This window comes from Ferriphaselus amnicola (assembly GCF_000974685.2).
GTDB classification, from domain to species: domain Bacteria; phylum Pseudomonadota; class Gammaproteobacteria; order Burkholderiales; family Gallionellaceae; genus Ferriphaselus; species Ferriphaselus amnicola.
Window position 1 is genome coordinate 160,347 of sequence record NZ_AP018738.1, and the last position, 21,110, is coordinate 181,456.

A 21,110-nucleotide genomic window follows, 5' to 3' on the forward strand; every position below is an offset into this window, starting at 1 on the left:
GCAATCATGATTGGAATTCGAAGGGGCATTTCTTGGGTTTGAAAAAATAGTGAAACGGAGAACAAAACATCCCTAGTGGCTTACCAAGCCACTCAACTGCTCCTCAATAATCTTCATAAGTGATGCGGAGACATATCGTGCGCCTTAAGGCAAACGGGTGGGCTAGCACTCTCCCTGTGGAAGGCTGAACTCAGGGGGTTCTATTCTTGTAAGAAATGAAAAACATATAATAATAAACAATGGGTTGATAAAAATTACTCCAAGGGATATATTGGTCCTGCTAGCCCACCTTTCGACGGACAGATTTGATCGAAAGGTTCAATATGAACACTCTGCATCACATCCTAGACTCGATAAGAGTCAAACTTAGTCATGTTCATTCCTCCATCGGAGGTCGCAATGTATGAGGAATATAAATTGCCCGGGACAAATCTGCCCTGGTTGAGCTGGGCGACGCGGATTGAGCGGGCAAATGAGAAATCGCAACTCATCCTGGAGTTTCTGGCTGATCACGAGAGATTCACTAACATCTCTAACGTCATGGATCTGCTCGACATCAGTGAATCAGTCGCGCGTCGGCAACTTAGCCGATTACTAGGTCAAGGGATGCTGGTTAAGGATGTCGTGATGCTCGCAGGTCGGCAGACGCATCTCTTCGGAATTTCAGCAGCAGGGATTAAGGCCGCTTGTGCTGTGACAAATCCCCGGACATTCGAGGCAGGGAAGTGCAAATCGGAATTTGCGGCTCATTACCTAGAGACACAGCAAATTCGGATTATTCTTCAGCGGATGAGCGATAAGCATGTTGTGCTGAACGAGCCGGCAATTCGGGGGATGAATCCGCCATTGAAACATCGACCGGATTTATTGTTGAAGGCCGGATCTGACCTCAAGCTCTATCCGGATGAAACCTGGGCGATCGAAGTTGAGCTGACGCCGAAGGCCAAGGATAGGATGGCGATGATTGTGCAACATCACCTCGACGCAGTGGAGAGACGGGGTGCGTATGATCGAGTTTTGTATCTTGTACCAAGGCATCAATTGTCTGGTTTTGGTCGATTGCTCCTAAGCGCGTTGCAGTGCTCTAAAGCTCCCCAAGTGATGGACAACGATCATTACTATGCTCAGCAGGATGAGCGCCCGAAACGCTTTTGGGTGGCAGCCATTGAGTCACTCCCTTCACCAACTTCGGTTCAAATTGAACCTGTGAGTGTAGGGAAAAAGCCAGTGCACGAACTCATGTGGTCGTATTTGCCTGAGTACGATCACTGAGATTGATATGGCGGTGGATGTAACAGGGGATATGACGGGTTGGAGTCTTATCCACCGTCATATCTCCCTGCATTTGTGCCTTCTTTGGTGTCGTCATAGCTGATTCACCGTCCCGACATTTGTCGTCGGGAGAGATTCAAAAGCATGTTTTCGCTAACACACTGATTTGCTATGCAAACCCGACTAGGGTCGGGCTCTGTCAGTGTTGATCGGCTGGACGCCGATCCACGCGATGAAGCATAGCGCGACCTCCTTTCACGTACCGTGAGGCGGAGGGTCAAGAGGCTTCGGCAAGCCTGCTCCTCTTGACCCTCCGCCTCACCTTGAAGGTGAGGTGCCCTAAAGGGCATCCTTGCGGACGTCGGTCGCGGGGCTTCGCCCCCATTCAATACCGGTCGCTGGGGCGCCCTTGATCGTGCTGGGGCACGCTCATATTGAATGGCTCCCCCAGCCCCTCCGCTTGCGCTTTGGGAGCTTCGGCTCGTCGCCTTCGCCCTACTGCCCTTGGGCAGTAGGCACCCGACAAACCGCCTCCGGCAGGGCAGGGCTTTGCGACCCTGCACCCGCACAATTGGCATCAGTTCAATCTTCAGCATTTCACATGCCTCTATGTGTTACGAGAAATGCTCGTGCATGAAATATGAAGATAGGCTATCGACCGCTTGTGGCAGGGTTAAAGAATCTAACTTCGGCTTTTCCATAGAAGTGCAGGAACTTCTTCGGTAGTTGGTGCTGACTTGACCGCTGGAACGGACATATCTTTGGCAAGGCAGAGGATATGTGGACATGCAATGCAATCTATTGCTATCCTTCGGCGAGAAAACTATGGGCATCCATAAGTTGGCAAGTCAGAATCGCAACGACCACAGGGGGACGATTTGGGATATAAACTGAGCTGGGAGTCTAAGGGTTTCCTTATACGGTACTACGGAACGGTTACTTCCGATGACATCATGTCGGCAATGAATGAGATTCACACCAGTAGTCAATTTGACAACATTCGGTTCGGTGTTAGTGAATACTCTCGGGTTGACAATTATGACGTTACTCCATCACAAATTGTGATACATGCTGCGTATTGGAATGGCGCGTCCTACAGTAATCCGCGCATTGTTCTAGCATCGGTTACTGACAATCAGAATATTATTAACATTCTGAAAGCGATAGAAGGATCGATTTTAAGGCGTAAGCTCTGCGCAACCCTAGAGGAAGCTCGGGAGTGGGTAAAGCGTGAGGCTCATATCGACGCGATTCTTGAGTAATGGCATAAAGACCGTTTTTACACTTATTTCTAAAGGTTAATTGCGCAATACATTTGGAGTCGCAAAGTCAAAATGACAAAACATTCGGTTATGAGCCTCGATTTGCAGCAGGTGTAGAATCTGGCTCGTAGAGAGTCGAGGTTTCTGAAGGCAGCGCGCAATTATCAGGAGGTGGAAATGCAGGTTGATCTTCTTCGCAAAATAGCTTGGTGCGTGGCGGGGTTAGCTTGGTTTTCGTACCTTTCAGGCAGTCAGGCGGCTCCGTTGAGTTTGGTTGTCAGCGTGCCAGGACCTGGCAATATCTCGTATCTCCCCATCGAACTGATCCATAAGATCGGAGCAGATCGTGCTGAAAATGCCGATGTCCGTCTGATTTATGCCACTGGGGGCGCTATTGCGCTGGAGGAGCTGTTGGGACGCAATAGCGATTTTGCCGTTGCGGGACTGCCTGCCGTCCTGTCGCAACGCCAACACCAGCGGAAGGTTGTGGCGCTGGCGGCAGTCAATGATTTGCCGTTGTTCATCCTCATGGTACGCAGCGACTTGAACCGGAAAGTCAAAACTATTCGTGACCTCAAAGGGCGCGTGATTGGTGTCAATACTAGCACCTTGGGCAGCAAAACTACTTCGCAGCAATTGCTCGAAATTATGCTCAAGTCGAATGGTGTCGGTACGAATGACGTGCGCATCATTGCTGCTGGTCAAAGTTGGGATACGCAATCCTCCCTGATGCTGAGCAAACAGGCTGATGCGCTAATGGGTGACGAGCCCTTTGCCTCGCGACTGCAAAGTTCTGGGCAGGTTTTCGCGCTGGCTAATTTAGCTGATGGTCGCACCACGAAAAATATTCCTGGTGCCAGCTTTCTGCATGCGACACTGAACACACATGCTGATGTTATCAGCCAGACACCCGAAAAGGTCGCCACCATGGTGGCGATTCTGCAACGCACGTTGCGCTGGATGGCTACCAATCCGCCTGAGAAAATCGTCGAAACTCTGCAAATTTCAGACGCATCTGAAAAAGCAGCACTACTGGCCGCCCTTAAGCAATATCCTCGACTCTATAGCCGAGACGGACGCTTCTCCGATGCGCAACTTCAGCAAACTGCACAGTTCTTTTCAGCATCCAGTGGTGATCTGACGGCCTCGGAGCGTTTGCTCCGGGAGACGGTCGATGATCGCTGGGCAGGCCGTAAGGACTGAATCGATGAATATTCGCAAAGGCATTGTGTCACGTACGCTAAGGCGCTTGGCCGTACTTTGGTTACTGGTGTCGCTTGCCCTAGCGCTCACGGTTGGATTTCTTTACGCAGATTTCAATCGGCATTTGCTGTTATCGAAAAAACAGGATGCGCTGGAGTATTTGCGTGTGCGTATTGATCAATTGGAAGACAACAAGGAAAAGATCGCACAGCGTAATAAAGTCCATTTTGAAAACGAGCATTTGCTTGATAATCCCAGCAGCCGACAAGTCCGGTTGAATGCCCATTTTACGTCTCTAGGTGGCTCGACAGCCTTCCAGATTGTCCAAATCTACAGCGCCGACCACAAATTGATTGCCAGTTATGGTGTTGATGCAGACATGCCATCGATCCCCAAAGACTCGGCCTCGCGCTGGTATTTCGATGCTCATAACCAACGCCTTTACCACCTCTACCTTCAACCGGTCTGGTTGGGTGCTGACGAAGGTATGGGGACAGCTTGTTTTTTCTCTTTGCTCGACAATGCCGTGCTGTTCCACAACACCTTTCCTGATGTTGGATTGCGCCTCGTCTGGCAAGATAAAGTGGTTGCTAGCTCTGCTGGCCCAACAGCACTGGGAGAATCCAGTCCATCCTTACAGGATTACAGCGTAAGTATTCCGTGGGACGATCATGACAATGCGTCGCCCATGCTGGGTGTCGATTTTGTCGAAAAGTCTCCCATCAACTTCTCTCGAAGTTTAGTAGAGCTGCTTGTCGTAGCAGTGCTCTCAACTTTGCTGGCCTGGTTTTATTTCGGACGCTGGCTGACCGGTATTGCCAAGCGTATTCAAGCCAAAGGGGAGGCTGTCACCTTATTTGCTCACGACACGGCGTTTACGCCAGAAGTGGAAGCCTTGTTGGGTTCAGCAGCACAGGGTAATGATGAGGTGGCTGAGGTCAGTCAGGCTGTTGCTGACCTGATGCGCAAGATTGAATCCCAGAAAATCGACATGCACAATGCGGCCGATTTGCTGATGATCGAGAGAGAGCGCGCTGAAGTAACGCTTGCCTGCATCGGGGATGCTGTGGTCACCACCAACGAACAGGGCAAAGTTACTTTCATGAATCCTGTCGCTGAACAATTGTCCGGTATTAGCATTGACGAAGCGCGTGGCTTGCTGCTCGACACGGTGTTGCACATCATCAATGAAAGTTCACGGATGCGCGTTATCAATCCGGTTCATACCGTGTTGCGGGAGAGGCGCATAGTCGAGCTGGCAAATCATTCTATTCTGCTATCGCGCAATGGGAGCGAGTACAACATCCAAGATTCAGCAGCGCCGATATTTCTGCCTAATGGTGAGTTGATCGGCTGTGTGATGGTGTTCCATGATGTTACTGAAAAGCACCAGCAGGTACTAAAGGAGCACTGGATGGCGGGGCACGATATTTTGACTGGCTTGCCCAACCGCGCTTTACTGACTGACCGTTTGAAACAAGCCGTTGCGTTTTCTTATCGCAACCAGAAGTTGCTGGTGGTGTGCTTCCTTGATCTGGATCATTTCAAACCGATCAATGACAATTTCGGACACGAAATGGGGGACCAATTACTGATTGAGGTATCCAGGCGCATTGAGTCGGCGCTGCGAGGCGAAGATACCGTTGCTCGTATTGGCGGAGATGAGTTTGTGCTGATACTCAGTTCTGCGGGTGATTTGCCGGAAGCTAAGAGAGCATTGGAACGTATCGTTAGCCAGTTAGCTTTGCCTTATCAGATTAACGGACATACCTTGGAAATTACCGCGAGTCTGGGTGCGGTAGCCGAAGTCGGCAGTCATGATCTGGACTCGGATTTGCTGCTGCGGCAGGCTGATCAGGCGATGTATCAAGCCAAGCAGATGGGGCGGAATTGCCTGCACTTCTTTGATTCAGCCACTGACCAAATCGTGCAGAGTCAGCAAAAGATTCTGGCGCGATTACGACTGGCATTGCATGAGCGTGAATTCCGGCTGCACTATCAACCTAAGGTCAACATGCGTACGGGTGATGTGGTTGGTTTTGAAGCGTTGATTCGCTGGCAACATCCAGAGCGTGGTTTGCTCTCACCGATTGAATTCCTGCCGCAGATTGAACATACCGATTTGATTTTCGGTGTTGGTGAATGGGTGATTGAAGAGGCTTTGTTTGAAATCGAACACTGGCTGCAAGCCGGACTGGAATTACAGAAAGTCAGCGTCAACATTAATGGCCGTCATTTGATGCGTGCCGACTTCGCTGAGCGTTTGCGTCAAGCACTATCGCGACATCCTATGGTTCCGCCCAGCTATCTGGAAATTGAAATTCTGGAAACTGCTTCGCTGGAGAATCTAGAGCTGGTGAGTCAAATTATGACTAACTGCAAGAAAATCGGCGTATCTTTCTCCATTGACGACTTTGGCACAGGCTATTCATCGCTGACTTATCTACGCCATTTGCCCGCCGATACACTCAAGCTTGACCAGACGTTCGTGCGCGCCATGCTGGAAGATCCCAACGATGCCGCCATTATCGAAGGTTCGATTTCGCTGGCACAAGTATTTCATCGCAGCACGATTGCTGAGGGCGTCGAAACGGAATTGCATGGCACTGCACTACTCAGTTTGGGGTGCGATCTGGCGCAAGGTTATGGTATCGCGAAGCCCATGCCTGCTGAGACTGTTGGTGACTGGCTGAAACACTACAGAGCCAATTCTACTTGGTTGCAGTGGGGCAAAGCCCACTGGCGAAAATCTGACTTTCCCTTGTTGGTTGCGCAAAACGATCATCTGCGCTGGGTACGCCAGGTTATCGCGTTGCTGGACGGAGAGTCGCTGCATCTGACCGAAGCAGAGTTGACCGACCATCATCGCTGCCGCTTCGGTGGCTGGTATTACGACATTGGTGGTTTGCGCTATGGTCACTTGGCTGCGTTCAAAAATATCGAGGCTCCACACGTCAAAGTACATCAACTCGGGCGCGAGATCGTCAGTTTGTACCTGGGCGGGAAAGCAGCGGAAGCGCGGCAGGCTAGCGAACAGCTGTTGCAGCTGAAAGACCAAATCATTGGACTGCTAGCAGTATTGCAAACCGAGGCTGAAACATCCAATCGGCCCGCAGAGGTATCAAAAAGCACTGAGGCTGGAGGTCATGAAGCTGCCAAATGAGTTATCAGAAATGACGAAAGGCATGTCAAACAAACAAAATCCACTGATCGATTTAACCCGTCTTCGTCTTGCAGTTGCTCGCCGGGTTAAATCGATTTTTATCAAAGATGCTGTGCCATTCTTTCAGTCTAGCTTTGAGCTGGCTGCGGTAGGAATTGCACACGTCGCCCTAGATGGTACATGGGTCAGAGTCAACAGCGCAGTCTGCCAAATCGTGGGCTATAGTCACGATGAACTGATGAAGCTCACCTTTCAGGACATCACGCACCCCGATGATCTTGGGCAGGATTTGGCCAATGTGGAGCAACTACTTGCGGGCACGATTGTCAATTACTCCATGGAAAAACGCTATTTCCATAAGTCGGGCGATATCGTTTGGATTCGGCTTACTGTTTCGCTGTGCCGTAAGCCCGACGGCTCACCGGATTTTTTCATTTCAGTGATCGAAAATATCTCGCAACTTAAACAGGTAGAGGCAGAGGTCAAAAGACTTAATCAGCAATCTGAAAACTTGATTGAGCAACAAGTTATTGCCCAAACGATGCTTGCACTGGCACACGAGTTGAATCAGCCGCTCAATGCATCTGGAAGCTATAGTGAGGCGGCTTTGCGGCTGAGCAAGTCAGAAGACCTTAATCGAGAAAAACTCAATCAAGTGCTGAAAAGCAACATTGCCGAAATCAAACGTGCAGGTGACATTCTGCGCGATCTGATGGCCAGTATGCATCACCACGCTACAGCCGATCAGTCGTTTGAAATCGTTGACACCATCCATGAAATCTTGCGTAAGTTTAAGAAGGAACAAGTAGGCGTACTTTCTGGCATTGAAGTTGATGGGATGAGTTGTAAAGTGGAGGTTGTAGCTAACCGTTTGCTACTTGATAAAGTGCTCAGGAATTTACTGGTCAACGCCTATCAAGCGTTGGAGTCAGCCGGAAATGGTTCCGTATCCAGTAATATTGTAATCAGAGTGACATCTAAGCAAGAAACTGTCGTAATCACGGTATTAAATGATGGGCCGGAGATTTTGCAGCGTGTTGTGGACAAGATGTTTGATCCTTTCTTTACGACCAAGGAACGCGGCGGCGGTATGGGACTCGCCATTAGTCGTGTATTGATTGAGAGTTGGAGTGGGCGGCTTTGGTACGAGCGAGTTGGCGAGCAAACCGCCTTTCACTTTACCCTCCCTAAATATTCAGAATCAATGAACGCGAAACATCATGGCACATACAATTTACATTGTTGATGACGATGCGTCGGTTAGGCGGGGCTTGGTTACTTTGCTGAAAATTTCCGGGTATGCGGTTGAAGCATTCGACTGCGGTGAAGCGTTATTGGATCGGAATCCTACTGGGCAAGGGGTCATTTTACTCGACATGCGAATGCCGGGACTCAGCGGGTTGCAGGTTCAGCGAGCCCTGATTGAGCGTTGCAGCGATTTGCCGATTATTTTTTTAACCGCATTTGCAGATGTTCCTCGTGTAGTAAGTGCTATGCAAAATGGCGCTGAGGAATTTTTTATCAAGCCGGTCAGTGGTGAGCAGTTGGTCTGTCGTATTGAACAGGTCATCCAAAAACACGAGATCGATTTAGAGCGTCAACTTGCACGGAAATTGTTTGATGCCAAGTTGAGCGACTTGACCGACAGGGAGGTTGAGGTACTTAAACTCTCCATTGCTGGTTTGTCCTGCAAAGACATGGGCGCGCAATTGGGAGTGAGTCATCGAACCATAGAGCTTCATCGGTCACATATTTTTGCGAAGCTGGATACTGCTAGCTTGAGCGATTTATTAAGGACCATCTCCAGACTTGGTATTACCCTGACCTGAGTTCAGAGCATTGGAATACACCTGCGAGCAGGTTTTATCCCAGTGGGCTGCCCTTACTATCAATTAAAAAGTCCGACAGATTTAAGTGGCAAATACTGTTCATGCTATCGCTGTGTGTCCGGCTGGTGATAAGTGTGTGTTGGATAGCTAGATTGGCGGGCTTCATGGCCACAAAACTTAGGTCGCTTAGTCTATTTTGATGTTTCTTATCTACGTGCTTGCACGTATTCCCCCCCCCCGTGCCTGTCTGGTTCAATCGAGAAAAGAAAAAATCTCCTGATTTTATGTGGTTAACCTAGATTCTAGGTTAAGTGCTGACGACTTTGGCTGTGACACTCAATGAGGGAAATACAGTGCCATCTGCGAAGATGATACGCTCGCTCGCGAGCGGGCAAGCAGGATTCTCAATTGTCGAAGCAATGGTTGCTTCGCTGATTTTGGGCATCGCTGCATTTTGTTTTGTCGGTAGCCAAGTGATGGGCATGGCCATGCAGAAGGATGCTTCGTCGCGACATGCCGCGACGACGGCAGGAATGCAGGCGATGCAGCCTCTGATTGCAATTTCTAACCAAAGCCGTGACGCGGTGGCCGCTTCGCTTGCCGCTTTTCCCAAGAATATCTACTCACCTGAAACCCGCAGAACATACCCAATTACCTTGAAGCGTGTCGAAGACACTCAAGGTAATGTCGTCGGTATCAACGCGCTTCCGGCACATGCCGTGTTGACGATAGCGCTCAATGTCCCCTATAAGGAATCTGGGCAGGCGCAGGCGGTCAATCCGCTGTGTACCGTGAGTTATTGATGCCCATTCCCCTGCCAAACCAATGCCGAGGATTTACCCTTACGGAGCTTATGGTGGGGCTAGCTCTGGGAGTTATCGTTGCGCTGGCCTCGGGCGCCATGCTGTCATCGAATGCGAAACTGATTATTCAGCAGGATAACCTGGCCTCGGCTGAAGAGGATGCCCAAGTGGTGTACAAAATTCTCGCCGAGTTTTTGTTGCAAGCCGAGGTATGTACTGCCTGTCCCCAGTTCGATATTGCTTACCCTGCCGGTGTTACTAATCCTAACCCCGCAGGGAAGCTTGCCCAAAAGAATGATGCTGTGACGGTTAGTGGAGTGTTGCCTGCTGGGTACAAAATCTGGCCGAACAATATTTCGCCCTATAGCAATAATGCAGTGCGTTTTGCTTGGGATGGCAACTCGGGGAACATGACCCTAGCAGTTGCGCCGACGGTCGCCGAGCTCCCCGCTGCACCTGTACAAAGTCTAGTGGTTGTTTCAGAGCGGACAGCGCGTATCGCCAATATTGATGTTTGGCCGCTTACCATTGGTGGTGCTAGGCAGACAGCGACAAACGCTAGCCCAGACGGCGGATTCGAGATCTGTGTAGAAACTCGAACGCGTTCGCCCGATCCCTCCTATATCAATCCTGATGACAAAGATACCTTGCTGCACTATCGCACTGCGCGTGTTTGTGGTGTCGTTTTTCCAAGGAATGTACTGTGAAAACCAGTCAAGGTTTTACTTTGGTCGAGCTAATGATTGCGGTGGCGATTGTCGCGATTATGTCTGTCATGGCGATTAGCAGCATGTCTCATATGATGGCTAATAACAAGATTTCGCAGACGACTCAGACGATTGCACAGTCTTTACGTGTAGCGAGGTCACGCGCGATGGAGCTGTCGAGTGACGTCACCGTGATCATCGACAGCACCTCAGTCCTGTCGCAGGTGCAGAATGGTGCGGCGGGTGCGATTCGGACAGCGCTCCCATTGGGAGTCAACGTATCAGGAACGGCAAAATTTGTATTCAACTCGTATGGGATGGCATCGACTGCGGGAACGGTAAGCATTGCAAGCACCTCCTCGCAGAAGGTAACGCCGAGGACGGTCGTCGTCAGCCCATTGGGACAGGTGATCCAGTGAGGTGGCGGCAACAAGGATTTTCGCTGGTGATGGCCATGATGACGATGGCGCTGGTGGCGGGCATGACGATCGCTTATTTCGAGCGCTCGATGCTGGTCAAGCGTGTTGGTGGCAGCATGCGCGATGCTAATCTTGCCCAAACTCTGGCAGAGGCAGGAATTGGGCGCATCACCGGACAGTTTGCTTCGGTAGATAGTCTGCTGGCCGACATCAATGGCAACGGAGCGCCAGACAGAGATGAGGGATGGCAAGACTTGACGACCTCACCCACTACACTGCCGCTGGGATATGCGTTTTACGCGAAAGCGGGTAACCCCACCTCGATTGTGCGTCGGGTGGCCGTGGGTGAAGGTGCCGGGACGATTGCAACGCCACTGAGTTCGCAGCAGGTGGACGTTGCTATCCAGAGTATGCGAATTAACGATCTATTCATTTCCAGTCAAATACGCCCATTGCTGTTCATTCAAACGGCAGCGGGCGGGCTAACGAAAAGCGCCAGTACGTGGGACAAGGAAATCTCATCGCAAAAAGTGGCTGTTTGGCTTGAGCTGGAAGTGAACCCGAGTAATTCTGGATTTGTTGATATGTATTGTGCGGGGGCTTCACAGTATGGGAAGGCGAAAAGCTACTTGCGTCAGTTTGTGGGCACCTATCAGTAGTTGTTAACTTAGTGGAGGGTATATGGAAATGAAAACAGCGAAGGTGGTTTTTGGGGCTTTGTTACTCTCGATGGCCTCTGCGGCTATGGCGGACTCGAAGAAAGAGGACGATAAAACGGAATCCAGAAAAGCCGAAGATAAGAAAACAGAGCACGAGAGTGAGCACTCGGCTGCTAGCCCGCCGCCCAAAAAGACATTAGTGTTTGCAAAAGCACACCGGAGTAATCCAAGTGGGTGTGGTTCGATGGGCAGCAGTGGCGCGGGGGCTGATAGCCATAAGTCTGATAGCAGCCCTCGCGAGGCAGGCAGCGAGCACTCGGATGATGGTCACAGCGCTTCGGGCAGGAAATCAGAAGATGGCAAATCCTCTGAACACAAATCTGACGGCAGCGAGTCCCATGGAATGGATGGTCGTAGTTCTTCGGATAGAAAATCAGAAGATAGCAAATCTTCTGAGCACAAATCTGACGGCAACGAGTCTCATGGAATGGATGATCACAAGAACTCAGGGGATGGTAAGTCAGGAGAGGCCAAGTCAACTAGCTCCAACACCTGTGGTGATAACTCGGGTGTTAATGGTGGCACAAGTACTGGAGGAGGGGCATCGGGCGGTTCAACAGGGGGTGGGGGAGCTACGGCGGCTGGCGCTAGACGCTTTGTTATTGTGCGCCCATGAGCCAGAGTGAATATGGCAGTGGGAGATAAGACCTCTGATGGTCATGTGTTATTACAACGTAAAGCAGTTAAAACTAATGGGAGTCATAACACTATGAGTGACATTGCAAAATATTCGAATGAGATTTATGTCAGCCTGACATGCGAACACTTTTGTCCGGTCGAGTATGTTGATCGGATCTTTGTTGAATATGCGGACGTGATTCAAGCCTGTTGTGCTGGGAATGTTCGTCCGGAGGTGTTGGTTAGATGGATCTACCTTGAGTGGCGCACAACTCTCTAGGTGGGGGCGTTAAATTGCTCTTCAGTGGCCGTAGAAACGCACGTATAGAACCCTCCCGTAGCTCGGGGGGGGGGGGGGGGTATGTTGAGGTACGGTATTGAGCGTGAGCGGTATATTCGCCGTTGGTTATGGGTAGTGCTCGGTTCTTCACTGTTGTCGATGGCAGTGGGTGGCTATTGGTTCGGCCAAGCAATAGAGCAACTTGGCATCGAGGCACGTCGCGACACGGCTGCCATTGTGCGTTTGAATGATCTGCTGGCTACAGTGGAGTCCGATGTGGCATGGCAAACGCAGGAATGGAAAGACATGCTGTTGCGTGCGCACGATCCAGTGTTACTTGCCAAGCACCAGCAGCAATTTATGCTGGCAGCAGATCGAGTGAAATATCGGTTGCACCAGGCGCAAGAGACTCTGCAAGCAGAGGGGGTGCCCGTTTCAAGTGTTACCGAGTTGCAACGCCTAGAGCAGTCCTTGGTGGAAGAGTACACCATCGCCTTACGCAGCCTGAAATCGACCAACCCACTGTCCTATCGCGAAGTGGATCGGCAAGTGATGGGGCGCGATAGGACATTGCGCGCTGAGTTGGAGCGCTGGCGCTCGACTTTACAAGCTCAGGCCGATGACCGATTCGTCACGCTTAGTGCCACGCCGAGCTTCTATGGGGCAGGATGGGTAGCAATTCTTTTACAGTTGCTGTCGCTACTAGCTTTTATATTGACGTTCCGAGCGTTACGCAAAATTGGAGCGGGTGATGCGCGTGTACGTGCCATTTATCAGTCCATTGGCGATGCGGTGTTGGTCGTCGATATGCAAGGGCGTATCGAGACCATCAATGAAACTGCTCAAAAGCTGATGGGCTGGACGGAGGCCGCAGCGAGGGGCAAGGCGCTAAGCGAGGTATTTCAGCTTTACGATACCAACAATCAAATACGTGTGGCGTCTCCGGCGGAGATCGTGCTGCGTGACGGCCGTCCGATACCGATGTCGAACGGCATGGTACTGCATCGCCCCGATGGCAGCACCGTGGCGGTGGAAGATTCTGCTGCACCGGTGTTGGACGAACATGGACAGGCGATCGGTGTGGTGATGGTGTTCCACGATGTGTCGCGGCGCTACGCCATGCTGCGCGAATTGCGTCATGAGCGTGCACTGTTTCAGCAGACGTTCGACATGGCGGCGGTGGGCATGGCGCATGTAGGGCTGAATGGCAGATGGTTGCGCGTGAACCACAAGTTGTGTGAAATCACGGGCTACAGCGAAGAAGAGCTGCTGCAATTGTCCTTTCGGAGTATTACCCATCCTGATGATATTGAGCGTGATTTGGATGCGCTGAGTGAATTGCTGGCAGCGCGTATCAATTATTTCCAAGCGGAAAAACGTTATATCCGGAAGGATGGAAGCTGCGTCTGGGTGGCGTTGACGCTTTCCATTATCTGGAAAGAGGATGGCACCCCAGATTACGGTATTTCCATTATCGAGAATATTCAGACGCGTAAGGATGCGGAGCAAGCAGCCGCGCTTGCACAGTCTCAATACCAGTCCCTCTTCGAACAAATGCCGGAAGGCGTGCTGTTGATCGGAGAGAATGTCCAAGTGATTGCACACAACCACGAGGCGTTACGTCAATTGGAATATAGCAGCGAGGAGTTGCTGCAACTGCATGTGTGGGATTTTGAGGCGTTGGACGATGCTGCCACCATTGCGACGCGCAAGAAAAAGATCAGTCAAACTGGACGCGATGATTTTGAGTCGCGTTATCGCACCCGCAGCGGTCGCATGATTGATGTGGGTGTATCAGTGCAGCGGGTGCAGTTGCCCGATGGTCGTCAGGCCTTTCAAACACTGTTTCATGACATTACCGAACAAAAGCAGGCGACGGCGCAGATCGAGCATCTGGCTTATCACGATCAGCTTACAGGGCTGAGCAATCGTCGCTTACTACAAGATCGCCTTGCTCAGGCACTCAGCAGTGCGGCACGGCGCAATGCGCAGGTCGCTCTGCTATACCTTGATCTGGATCACTTCAAGGATGTGAATGATGCGCTGGGTCATCTGGCGGGTGATGATCTATTGCGGAAGGTGGCTGAGCGCCTGCTTACATGTATTCGCAGTGAAGATACGCTGGCACGAGTCGGTGGTGATGAATTCGTCATCATGCTTAACGATATTGGAGGGCCGGAGGATGCAGGAGGCGTGGCACATAAAATCCTTCAGGAAATCAGTATGCCCTTCCATACGGGGGACGATGAATTGCATATTACGCCAAGCATTGGCATCAGCATTTGTCCGCAGGATGGCCGCGATGGTGTGACTCTACTCAAGAATGCCGATGCCGCCCTGTATCAGGCCAAACAGTCTGGTCGTGCCACGCATCGCTTTTTTACCAGTGAATTGCAGGAAAAGGCGTTGGAGCGGCTGAAGATCGAGCGCTTGCTACGCAAAGCCGTGGAGAACCAAGAATTCGAACTGTATTATCAACCGCAAGTGGATCTGCGCAATGGCCGCGTCATTGGCTGTGAGGCATTGATTCGTTGGAATCATCCGGGCATGGGGCAAGTGTCGCCGGCTCGCTTTATTCCGGTGGCGGAGCATAGCAACCTTATCATCGAGATTGGTGATTGGGTAATTCGAGAGGTATGCAGACAAGCTAAGCGATGGCAGGATCAAGGGTTGCGGTTGAAAGTCAGTTTTAATGTGTCCGCACGACAATTCATGCGTCCGGCGGAGTTATTGCAGGTACTGCGTGGTGCGCTAGACGACACTGGGGTGACCCCGTCGTTGCTGGAAATCGAGATGACAGAGAGCCTATTGCTCGATCCCCATGGCTTGGGGACGGTACTGGACGAGATACGAGCGTTAGGTATTCACTTGGCGCTGGACGATTTCGGCACAGGGTATTCCAGCTTGTCCTATTTGCGTCGTTTCCCCATTGATATTCTGAAAATCGACCGGTCATTTGTCAGCGATTCGGACAAGAATGAAGACGATGCTGAGATGGTGAAGACCATCATTGGCATGGCGCACAACCTCAAAATGAGTTTGATCGCCGAAGGCGTGGAAACGGCAGGTCAGGCGTCGATGCTGACAGAGTATGGTTGTGAAGTGGCGCAGGGTTACCACTACAGCCGACCGATGCAGGTTGCAGCATTTGAAACCTTGCTGCAACAGCGTCCGCCACATGGTGGGCAATCATGACTGCGGGGCGTTGGTTTGCCAAATGGCGTAACCTGAGTATCAAATGGAAGGTCTTCCTGCTGTCGGCGGGGGTGTTCGGACTTTCACTGACAGCAGGCTTTGCCTATTTTACCTACCAGAGTTATTGGCTGAACGTACAGACCGCCTTGGGCGGACTGATGAACTTTACTGATGCCAAGCAGCAGGGGGTGATTCGTTTCATCGACCAGAATGAGAAGCTCGCCAAGCAGCTCGCTCATCTGGTTGCACAGGCCGACGAGACCGCTGTGCGTAGCCAGTTAAAGGAAATCGTTGCTACCGATGTATTCCGGTTGGATGAGCATCCGTTCAAAGACGAGATCATCGCGGGTACGCGCAAGATTCCCACTTGGGCGGTGTATCACGCCATTGATTATGTAACGGATGGAGTCATTCGGATTTCCTCCGATCCTAAGCGCGAAGGTGCCGCTTGGACTAAGCAGATCGACACTCGATCGGGCTATTCCGATCCGTGGTACGACGGCACCGTACCTGTGCTTACCTTTGCCGCCCCCGTGGGCGCAGGCATGCTTTACGTGCATGCCGATGCTCGTATGTTGAGCAATATCGTGAGTGGCGAGATAGGCAATCTGGCAGGCGATATGGGAGCGTATTACCTCGCTGGGGTGGGCAAGAGTTTCGATTACTACATCGTTAACAAAGAAAATCTGCTGATTACCGAGTCGCACGCTCGCCCCGGTCAGTTCCTGAAAGGGCAGGGCAGTGAGCTGCCCTGGCGTACCACCCTGCAACAAGCTGGAGTGATTTGCAGTAAGGGCGGGGTATATGCGACTAATGCTAAATGCACCACGGGTTGCCGCGAGGCGATGGGTTTCTACACTGGCGTGGATGGTAAGCAGAAGATTGGTGCTTCTATGCCGTTCTATGATTCCAGTTGGACATTGGTGGTGGAACAGGATGCGAATGAGTTGCTGATGCCGATGTGGATCATGTTCGCGGAACAGTTGGGTATGTTGCTGGTGATTAGTATCTTGGCGATTTACCTATACCTGCGTTTGCAAGACCGAGCCATCATTCACCCAATACTCAAGCTCCAGCAGGCCATCGAGGAGATTGAGCGCACTCAGGATTTCAGCCATCCTATCAAGATTGAATCCCAAGACGAGTTTGGTGTGATCGCCAACTCATTCAATCGAATGTCGAGCAATCTTGATTCCATCTATCAACATCTGGAAGCCCGCGTCACCGAGCGCACTCAGGAGTTGGAAATACTGAATCAACAGATTCGAGCCAATTTGCTTGCCAGCAAAGAGTCACAAAAAATGCTGCAAGAAAGCGAGGAAAAGTCGCGGCGAGCGATGATGGAATTGCAATTGCAGAAACTGGCCTTGGACGAGCACGCAATCGTTTCCATTACCGATGTCACTGGCACGATCATTTATGTGAATGATCGGTTTTGTCAGATCAGCCAGTATTCTAGCGAAGAGTTGCTGGGGAATAATCACCGCCTACTTAAGTCCGGGCACCACCCCAAAGAATTCTTCAAGGAGATGTTTCGAGTAATTACGCACGGTAACGTTTGGCATAACGAGGTTTGCAATCGCGCCAAGGACGGCAGTCTTTACTGGTTGGACATGACCGTGGTGCCGTTCAAGGATGAGCACGGCAAGCCCTACCAATATATCGCGATACGTACAGACATCACGGCACGCAAGAAATCAGAACAAGACATTCAGCAACTGGCTTATTACGATCCGCTTACCCAGTTGCCCAATCGACGCTTGCTGATGGATCGGTTACAGCATTCCCTGTCAGCCAATATCCGCAACGCCAAACATGGTGCTGTTGTGTTTATTGACTTAGATAACTTTAAATCGCTCAACGATACCAAAGGTCACGCAGTGGGTGATTTGTTATTAGTCGAAGTGGCGGTTCGCCTTAAGTCGTGTGTGCGTGAAGAGGACACTGTGGCGCGATTAGGAGGAGATGAATTCGTATTGCTGCTGGAGAATCTTAGTACCTCACATAACGAGGCAGCGGCTCATGCCGAGCGAGTGGCGGAAAAAATACTATGCGAATTGGGCCGGCCTTACTCGTTGAGTGACGACGAGCATCACAGTACGCCAAGTATCGGTGTAGCCATGTATTGCGACCATTCGGTTGATGTACATGAACTCATCAAGCAAGCCGACATTGCGATGTATCAGGCAAAGAGTGCCGGGCGTAACGCTGTGCGTTTCTATGATCCGTTGACACGAGCGGTACTGAATGCACGAAACCAACTGGAGCAGGGGCTGCATCTGGCACTAGCTAGGCAACAATTGCAGCTCTATTACCAAGTACAGGTGAACCAAGACCATCAGTCAATTGGTGCGGAAGCCCTGCTGCGCTGGATACATCCTGAGATGGGAGTGATCTCGCCACTCCAGTTTATTCCGGTTGCAGAGGAGTCCGGTTTGATTGTGCCGATTGGGTATTGGGTGCTGCAAACGGCTTGTGCCCAGCTTAAGCAATGGGAATCCAATGCGCTCACCCGTGATTTGGTACTTTCGGTCAACGTGAGTGTGCGGCAACTCAGGGAAACGATGTTTGTGTGGCAAGTCAAAGAGCTGCTTGAGCAGAGTGGTATTAATCCCGCACATCTTAAACTGGAAATTACCGAAAGCATGATTGCGGACAATGTTGACTCTACCATCAGCACGATGAGTCAGCTTAAGTCGCTGGGAGTGAAATTCTCCATGGATGACTTCGGTACAGGTTATTCCTCGCTGTCCAATATCAAGCGCTTGCCACTGGATCAACTCAAAATCGATCAGTCCTTCGTGCGCGGTATTCTGCACGATGAGTTTGATCGAGCCATTGTTCGTACCATTATCGCCATGGCGAGCAGTCTGGATCTGGACATCATCGCTGAAGGTGTGGAAGTCGAGGAGCAGAGGCACTTGCTGGCGCGCAAGGGGTGTACCAATTACCAAGGTTATTTGTTTGGTAAGCCGCTGCCCTTGGCAGAATTTGAACAGCTACTTCGAGCCAGATAAAACCAAACAGTCAGGCACTTGCAAATGGAAATGTCGAAATTCGAAACGTGGGGGGGCGTGCTATCCCAGCCCCGCAATACAGCGTCCAGCTTCGCTGGATTTTCGTGCCACCCATCCTTGGCGAACGGCGCGGGCAAGTCCATGCTTGTCTTCGGTGATGGCTTTGCCTTGCGGATCAGTGCCCTGATCGACGCATTGTCCAACAACTTTGGGCTGGAAATCAGTTACGGCAAGCATGACCGGCGAGGCGTTATCTCCAACCGGAAATTCTTCGAGGCACGCTCACCCATCGTCGAAGGGCGTAGCCGGATCGGCGACAGGGGTTGCACAATTATCTGCAAGAACCACAACAGGCCATCGTCAGTCTGGTCGCACGCAAGTCAGACTACTTCACTGATCCGTAAAGTAAACCACGAAACTGTACGCGCAGCCAGAAAGGCCGTCATAAAGAATGTTGAGGATCTTCCGATACAGAGAATTAGGACATCTACTACTTGAGCGAAATTGGATAACCAGAAAAATGAAGAACAACCAACCTGTCACTCGAAACGAGATTGCCTTTCCTACCGGAAAGTATCTGGTATCCAAGACTGATCTGAAAGGTGCAATCAGCTACGTCAATGATGCATTCATCGAGATTAGCGGTTTCGAGCGTGATGAGTTGCTGGGCAGCAATCACAACATGGTGCGCCACCCGGACATGCCGCCGCAGGCCTTCGAAGATATGTGGCGGCATCTCAAACAAGGGAAGCCGTGGCGTGGTTTGGTGAAGAATCGAGCCAAGAACGGTGACTTTTACTGGGTGGATGCGTTCGTTGTGCCAGTCAAGAAAAATGGTCAGCCGGTGGGGTATATGTCGGTGCGTTCAGAGCCGACTCGATTGAAAATCAACGAAACGGAAGCTTTGTATCGGCAACTGAGTTCCAGCCGGGCTGCGTTCAATTCGGACAAGGGCAGCAGGCTGTTTAAACTGCTGAGCATCCGTACTCGCTTGGGTTTGGTTATGTCGCTGACGGTGCTGATTACCGTCATAGGGGCATTTCTGGGTTTGTCCCGTCTATCCCAGAGCAACCAGATATTGGAAATGGCCTACCGGGACGATCTAACCCCGCAGCATCAGATTGACGTCGCGATGGCGCTGATGGACGGCGCTTACAAGCACATCGCGCTGGGTTTGCAACATGAGCCGGGGACGCGCAACGCGGCGCTGCATGAGCATCCGTTGAGTAAACATTTGAATAAAATTACCGATAAGTCGGCAGAGCTGTCCAGGTTGGGCGAGGCGCTGCTGCGTCAGGAGGATAGCCGAGCCCATGCCCTGGCTGAGGAATATGCCAGAGTGCTGGATGACTATCTCAAGAAGGGGCTGGCTCCGGCAGAGGCCGCCTTGCGGGCGGGCGATTATCCGCGCGCCAACGAGATCATGCTGAAGGTGGTCGCGCCCCTGTACGAGCAGGCCAAGGAACACGCCTCGGCGCTGGAAGCTTATATCGAGCAGCGTGGTATCCAGCGGCGAGAGGTGGCGAAAGCTGATTACCGGTCCGTGGTGCAGGTAAGCATCTGGGGAGCACTGCTCTGCCTGCTGGTGAATTTGCTTGCCAGCCAATGGCTGGCAGGTTCCATCCTCAAGCCCTTGCGGAAAATCACCCAGCACTTCGACATGCTATCTGAGGGGGTGCTGACTGAGGAGATCGACACACATCGCCATGATGAGATTGGTGCACTTTCTATTTCGCTGGCGGTGATGCAGATAAATTTGAAGGCGATGCTGAATGCCATCCATGATGCCTCTCTGCTCATTGAGCAGAAGAGTGTAGCGTTGGGCAACAAGCTGGGTGATGTGGTGCAAGCTTCCAATAAACAGGCCGAACAGGTAGCTTCGGTGGCAGCTACGACCGAGGAATTGACGCAGTCGGCGAGTGAGGTGGCGGACGGCGCAGCTCATGCTTTGCAGCGTGCTGCCAGTTCGCGTGAACTGGTAGTAGGTAGTAATACCAGTATCAACCAGAGCATGGAGGCGAACACTAAAGTGGTCGAGGCGGTGCGCTCTTCAGGTAAGACCATAGGCGAGCTGGATCAGATCATCCAGCGCATCGGCACTATCACCAAGGCGATCAAGGACATTGCCAACAAAACTAATCTGCTGGCTTTGAATGCGGCGATCGAGGCGGCGCGCGCGGGTGAGGTGGGGCGTGGTTTCGCCGTGGTGGCGGACGAGATACGCAATTTGGCGACGCACACTACCAATTGCACCATTTCCATCACGGGCATGGTTAGCGAGATCCAGACAGTTACTCAGTTGGCCGTAGATTCAATGAACCTTGCTGTGAGCGAGGTGGGCGAGGGTGTCGGCAAGATGCAGCAGAGCGTGCAAGGATTGGCGCAGATATCGGAGGCGAGTGTCGAGGTGAGGGATGTATCGCAACAAATCTCGCTGGCGGCTAGGCAGCAATCGGAGGCCAGTATGGAAGTAGCCCAGAAAATGGAGCAGTTGGCCGAACTGGTGCAGGGCAATAAGAACGATATCGGCCAGACTTGGATGATGATGGCCCATCTGCTCAGTACCTCGGATCAAATGAACAACCTAGTTAGTCAATTCGAGTTGAATAATTCTCGCTGAGGT

At 51.5% G+C, this 21,110-nt stretch carries 14 protein-coding genes; 13 read left to right on the forward strand and 1 reads right to left on the reverse strand.

Features of this window, described 5'->3' with window-relative positions; translation table 11 throughout:
• Window positions 1-399: 399 nt before the first annotated feature.
• The 12 genes from OYT1_RS00780 to OYT1_RS00840 all read left to right on the forward strand — a co-directional run bounded on the left by OYT1_RS00780 (window position 400) and on the right by OYT1_RS00840 (window position 18,487).
• Window positions 400-1,272, forward strand: a complete 873-nt coding sequence (locus OYT1_RS00780) for a helix-turn-helix domain-containing protein (RefSeq protein ID WP_062625798.1) — start codon at window positions 400-402, stop codon at window positions 1,270-1,272.
• Between the two features lie 1,439 nt (window positions 1,273-2,711).
• Complete coding sequence (locus OYT1_RS00790; RefSeq protein WP_062625796.1) at window positions 2,712-3,737, forward strand: ABC transporter substrate-binding protein; 1,026 nt, start codon at window positions 2,712-2,714, stop codon at window positions 3,735-3,737.
• Window positions 3,738-3,741: 4 nt separating this feature from the next.
• Window positions 3,742-6,900, forward strand: coding sequence for an EAL domain-containing protein (locus tag OYT1_RS00795; RefSeq protein ID WP_172588489.1), 3,159 nt, complete (start codon window positions 3,742-3,744; stop codon window positions 6,898-6,900).
• Window positions 6,884-8,146 (forward strand): sensor histidine kinase, encoded by a 1,263-nt coding sequence (locus tag OYT1_RS00800; RefSeq protein ID WP_062625794.1) that lies wholly within the window; start codon window positions 6,884-6,886, stop codon window positions 8,144-8,146. The genes OYT1_RS00795 and OYT1_RS00800 overlap by 17 nt, the downstream gene beginning before the upstream one ends.
• Window positions 8,121-8,729, forward strand: coding sequence for a response regulator transcription factor (locus OYT1_RS00805; RefSeq protein WP_062625793.1), 609 nt, complete (start codon window positions 8,121-8,123; stop codon window positions 8,727-8,729). Before OYT1_RS00800 ends, OYT1_RS00805 begins: the two co-directional genes overlap by 26 nt.
• A gap of 368 nt (window positions 8,730-9,097) precedes the next feature.
• A complete protein-coding gene (locus tag OYT1_RS00810; RefSeq protein WP_062625792.1) occupies window positions 9,098-9,532 on the forward strand; it encodes a type IV pilus modification PilV family protein in 435 nt (144 codons plus the stop codon).
• Window positions 9,532-10,239, forward strand: coding sequence for a PilW family protein (locus tag OYT1_RS00815; protein ID WP_062625791.1), 708 nt, complete (start codon window positions 9,532-9,534; stop codon window positions 10,237-10,239). Before OYT1_RS00810 ends, OYT1_RS00815 begins: the two co-directional genes overlap by 1 nt.
• On the forward strand, window positions 10,236-10,658 hold the full coding sequence (locus OYT1_RS00820) for a GspH/FimT family pseudopilin (RefSeq protein WP_062625790.1): 423 nt from the start codon (window positions 10,236-10,238) through the stop codon (window positions 10,656-10,658). Before OYT1_RS00815 ends, OYT1_RS00820 begins: the two co-directional genes overlap by 4 nt.
• Window positions 10,659-10,693: 35 nt before the next feature.
• Window positions 10,694-11,317: a hypothetical protein gene (locus OYT1_RS00825; RefSeq protein WP_232013203.1), complete on the forward strand. Its 624-nt coding sequence runs from the start codon at window positions 10,694-10,696 to the stop codon at window positions 11,315-11,317.
• A 22-nt stretch (window positions 11,318-11,339) separates the two neighbouring features.
• Complete coding sequence (locus tag OYT1_RS13510; protein WP_145983648.1) at window positions 11,340-11,993, forward strand: hypothetical protein; 654 nt, start codon at window positions 11,340-11,342, stop codon at window positions 11,991-11,993.
• 417 nt (window positions 11,994-12,410) lie between these two features.
• Complete coding sequence (locus OYT1_RS00835; RefSeq protein ID WP_062625787.1) at window positions 12,411-15,470, forward strand: sensor domain-containing protein; 3,060 nt, start codon at window positions 12,411-12,413, stop codon at window positions 15,468-15,470.
• Complete coding sequence (locus tag OYT1_RS00840; protein WP_062625786.1) at window positions 15,467-18,487, forward strand: putative bifunctional diguanylate cyclase/phosphodiesterase; 3,021 nt, start codon at window positions 15,467-15,469, stop codon at window positions 18,485-18,487. The genes OYT1_RS00835 and OYT1_RS00840 overlap by 4 nt, the downstream gene beginning before the upstream one ends.
• 60 nt (window positions 18,488-18,547) lie before the next feature.
• On the opposite strand, the gene OYT1_RS13610 is transcribed toward OYT1_RS00840, so the two are convergent.
• Entirely contained in the window at window positions 18,548-18,724 is a 177-nt protein-coding gene (locus tag OYT1_RS13610) for a hypothetical protein (protein WP_172588490.1), read from the reverse strand.
• Window positions 18,725-19,007: 283 nt separating this feature from the next.
• Between OYT1_RS13610 and OYT1_RS00845 the strand changes: the two genes are divergently transcribed.
• Window positions 19,008-21,107: a methyl-accepting chemotaxis protein gene (locus OYT1_RS00845; RefSeq protein WP_062625784.1), complete on the forward strand. Its 2,100-nt coding sequence runs from the start codon at window positions 19,008-19,010 to the stop codon at window positions 21,105-21,107.
• Window positions 21,108-21,110 lie beyond the last annotated feature (3 nt).

Coding starts and splice junctions, on each gene's coding strand:
- OYT1_RS00780 (WP_062625798.1), top strand. CDS start 400: ATGTATGAGGAATATAAATTGCCCGGGACAAATCTGCCCTGGTTGAGC.
- OYT1_RS00790 (WP_062625796.1), top strand. CDS start 2,712: ATGCAGGTTGATCTTCTTCGCAAAATAGCTTGGTGCGTGGCGGGGTTA.
- OYT1_RS00795 (WP_172588489.1), top strand. CDS start 3,742: ATGAATATTCGCAAAGGCATTGTGTCACGTACGCTAAGGCGCTTGGCC.
- OYT1_RS00800 (WP_062625794.1), top strand. CDS start 6,884: ATGAAGCTGCCAAATGAGTTATCAGAAATGACGAAAGGCATGTCAAAC.
- OYT1_RS00805 (WP_062625793.1), top strand. CDS start 8,121: ATGGCACATACAATTTACATTGTTGATGACGATGCGTCGGTTAGGCGG.
- OYT1_RS00810 (WP_062625792.1), top strand. CDS start 9,098: ATGATACGCTCGCTCGCGAGCGGGCAAGCAGGATTCTCAATTGTCGAA.
- OYT1_RS00815 (WP_062625791.1), top strand. CDS start 9,532: ATGCCCATTCCCCTGCCAAACCAATGCCGAGGATTTACCCTTACGGAG.
- OYT1_RS00825 (WP_232013203.1), top strand. CDS start 10,694: ATGATGACGATGGCGCTGGTGGCGGGCATGACGATCGCTTATTTCGAG.
- OYT1_RS13510 (WP_145983648.1), top strand. CDS start 11,340: ATGGAAATGAAAACAGCGAAGGTGGTTTTTGGGGCTTTGTTACTCTCG.
- OYT1_RS00840 (WP_062625786.1), top strand. CDS start 15,467: ATGACTGCGGGGCGTTGGTTTGCCAAATGGCGTAACCTGAGTATCAAA.
- OYT1_RS13610 (WP_172588490.1), bottom strand. CDS start 18,724: ATGCTTGCCGTAACTGATTTCCAGCCCAAAGTTGTTGGACAATGCGTC.
- OYT1_RS00845 (WP_062625784.1), top strand. CDS start 19,008: ATGAAGAACAACCAACCTGTCACTCGAAACGAGATTGCCTTTCCTACC.